General features: G+C 40.0%; 4 protein-coding genes. 3 read left to right on the forward strand and 1 reads right to left on the reverse strand.

Annotated features, from left to right (window positions below; all coding sequences use genetic code 11):
* Positions 1–746 (reverse strand): hypothetical protein (locus tag RMY63_RS03675; protein WP_322727398.1); only part of this gene is annotated, 746 nt, incomplete at its 3' end.
* A gap of 191 nt (positions 747–937) precedes the next feature.
* On the opposite strand from RMY63_RS03675, the gene RMY63_RS03680 reads away from it, so the two are divergent.
* From RMY63_RS03680 to RMY63_RS03690, 3 genes are all read left to right on the forward strand, one after another.
* The gene (locus RMY63_RS03680) at positions 938–1,177 is read left to right on the forward strand and encodes a hypothetical protein (protein ID WP_322727399.1); all 240 of its coding nucleotides are present in this window, start codon (positions 938–940) and stop codon (positions 1,175–1,177) included.
* Positions 1,177–1,701, forward strand: a complete 525-nt coding sequence (locus tag RMY63_RS03685) for a phage tail protein (protein WP_322727400.1) — start codon at positions 1,177–1,179, stop codon at positions 1,699–1,701. Before RMY63_RS03680 ends, RMY63_RS03685 begins: the two co-directional genes overlap by 1 nt.
* A 23-nt stretch (positions 1,702–1,724) precedes the next feature.
* Positions 1,725–3,095: hypothetical protein (locus RMY63_RS03690; RefSeq protein WP_322727401.1), on the forward strand; the 1,371-nt coding region annotated here is incomplete at its 3' end.

Genomic DNA, 3,095 nt, shown 5'->3' on the forward strand with positions numbered 1-3,095 from the left:
TCCAGAGATTTCATTTGCAACTCTTCCTCATCCTCTGGCACTTCTTGGCGTTGCAATGTGCTATTGTCCAGAGATTTCATTTGCAACTCTTCCTCATCCTCTGGCACTTCTTGGCGTTGCAGTGTGCTATTGTCCAGAGATTTCATTTGCAACTCTTCCTCATCCTCTGGCACTTCTTGGCGTTGCAGTGTGCTATTGTCCAGAGATTTCATTTGTAATTCTTCCTCATCCTCTGGCACTTCTTGGCGTTGCAGTGTGCTATTGTCCAGAGGCTTCATCTGCAATTCTTCCTCATCCTCTGGCACTTCTTGCCGTTGCAATGTGCTATTGTCCAGAGATTTCATTTGCAATTCTTCCTCATCCTCTGGCACTTCTTGGCGTTGCACCAAAGGAGTGATGGAATTCGCTAGAGGTTTCATCTGCAATTCTTTTGAATCTGGCAATGCTTCTCGTTGGATAGACTGGCGATTTACAGGTTGCGCCATTCTTTGCATTACCTGCTGGGCGACGCTATCAGCTTCCTGTTCGTAAATGTCTCCAGGCTGGCTAATTGAGAGTTTTGCTTGGGTACGCAGAGGTATGCGACTGATATCGTGAGTAACTGGCTTCTGGAGTGGTTGTATTTCAGGAACCGCTTGGCGTGAAATTGCCGACGACTCCAAACCAAAGCCGCGTGTCGGTTGTTTCAAGGATGGGATTGAGAAGCCTGTAGTAGTTTTTTTCTGTCGGCTGATGTGTTCTCTCATTTTCTTCTCCAGATGCCCAAGCAGTAGCTAGATAAATATTTTATTGTTACCAACATCTAGAGTACTGCGATCGCACTTGTAACACAATTCCTCTAAAGTCGAAATCCAGGCAAAGTCCAAGTTCGACTTTTGGCTACTTTTGATTCTGATGCACTACCTTTAGCCTGGATTCTAGGAGAGGTTTTTTATTTATGAACTCAAATCAACAAAAAACTTTTTTCACGTTCGATGGAGATGTTGGCGGTACTGCTGGATATGCCGGGGTTTCAGTGACATCTGATGCTAGCAAGGCTGCTAAAACGGCAAGTAAATACCTCAACGACTCACGGCTGTTGAACCAACTTACAGAGCATGTGTATAAACTTTTGCTAGAAGACTTGCGATCGCAGCAAGAAAGGCTAGGTAATTATAATTTCCAGAGGTGGTTGTGATGGTTACAGGCGCTAACAATGGCAACATTACTCATGAATTAAATTATGTTACTACTAATCGTTTCTACGTAGAGATAGACAGTTCTATTGCTGCCTCTTTCGCTGAATGTACAGGATTAAGTATTCAAATTAAGAAAAATGTTTTTCAGGAAGGTGGTGTCAACGACCAACAAAGAATTTATTTAGGTCATACAGAATTTGCAGACATAACTCTTAAACGTGGAGTTACCGACCATCCAGGTTTTTGGAACTGGATGAATGCAGTTTTTGATGAAAAAAAGAAAACATCTCGACGCAATGTCAATATTTTGATTTTCAATCAAGCTGGTGAAACAATGATGAGTTGGACTTTGATTGGTGCTATTCCTATAACTTGGAAAACACCTGCACTCCAAGCAGATGGTAAGGCTGTTGCCATTGAAGAATTAACTTTAGCTTATGAGGGTTTACAAGTTGCAAGGTCTACAGGAGGAGGCACTTCTGTACAACGGAATCAAAAAAGTGGATATTTCGTTTCTAGCTAATTGGCTATTTTTCAACGATCACTATGCAAATTATTCCATCTCCACTAGGAAACAATATTCATCCCCTTGGGGTAATATCATCTTTATCTTCTCTTGATAGAATGGTATTGAGAAAACAGTCTCATTCTCTACATTCACGAAGTAATTTTCTTAGTCCTATACAAACTAAACTACCATTAGTTACATCCTCTAAATTTTTCTTATCTCGCGAACATGAACCATCGATACAACCATTAATAGGTTGGGATAGTTGGGATAATCAAGAGATAAATAGTGATTTGGCATTACTAGAATCTGATTATTTTGATTCAATAGCTCTACCCGAAAATAGTCATTTTAGTAATAGTGAAGTTGTAAAAAACAGTATTCCAAAGATACTACCAAATCGGATTGATAAAAAACCGATTGATGATACCTCACAACAACTAAATATTAAAGGTAAATCTAAATCAAAAAAAATAAATAAATCTCAAAACTCACTTAAGAAAAAATCCAAGTCCAAATCTAAAAAAGCCGTCAAATCATCTGTGGCTAAGAATATTCTTCAAAGCAATGTTACTATTAATGATAATGAAGATAGCTTATTAGCATCAGATGAGCCTCTGTCTGTTGAGGCTAATTTGGAAATACCCACATTGCAACTGGATAATGCTGTCATTGATAATTCTCTAGCTTTGCCGTCAGCGCTAAACTCACCGGATATTGATGATGCACCTACTTTACTCCATCCTTTGGCAAATGGTGAAAATACTGTAGTGACGCATATTGCTGCACCTAATTCTGAATCTTCAGTTGCAAAAAGCCCTATTGCAATACAACAAGAAATTGATTCTAGTGTTTCAATTGAGCCTCTAGCGAGTATACCTGTTCAGTTAACACCTACCTCAGGCGATGTTGAAGACACACCTAGTTTATTCAGAAACTCTGATAATAATGAAGCGTTAGTAATTTCAGAGTCACTGTCTGCTATGGTGGTTAATGTCTCAGATGTCTCAGCAAATCTGACTTCACTGCAACGTGACAGCTATCTTGAAAGTACTAATAGCGAGTTTACAGAAAGTCAGCCCATTTTAGTATCATCAGAGATTGTTGAAACACCAATAATTAGTAGATTATCAGAGATTGGTGAAACTGCGATCGCACCACTTACCCCCACACCATCTGAGATAGGTGAAACACCAACAATTACTGCCACACCACCTGAAATTGGTGAAACTGCGATCGCACCAATTACCGCCACATCACCTGAGATTGCTGAAGCACCAGTAGTTAGCGCCATATCATTTGAAATTAGTGAAACTGCGATCGCACCAATTACCGCCACATCACCTGAGATTGCTGAAGCACCAGTAGTTAGCGCCATATCATCTGAAATTAGTGAAACTGCGATCGCA

Source organism: Nostoc sp. ChiQUE01b (assembly GCF_034531255.1).
Lineage (GTDB): Bacteria > Cyanobacteriota > Cyanobacteriia > Cyanobacteriales > Nostocaceae > Nostoc.

Coding starts and splice junctions, on each gene's coding strand:
- RMY63_RS03685 (WP_322727400.1), top strand. CDS start 1,177: ATGGTTACAGGCGCTAACAATGGCAACATTACTCATGAATTAAATTAT.
- RMY63_RS03680 (WP_322727399.1), top strand. CDS start 938: ATGAACTCAAATCAACAAAAAACTTTTTTCACGTTCGATGGAGATGTT.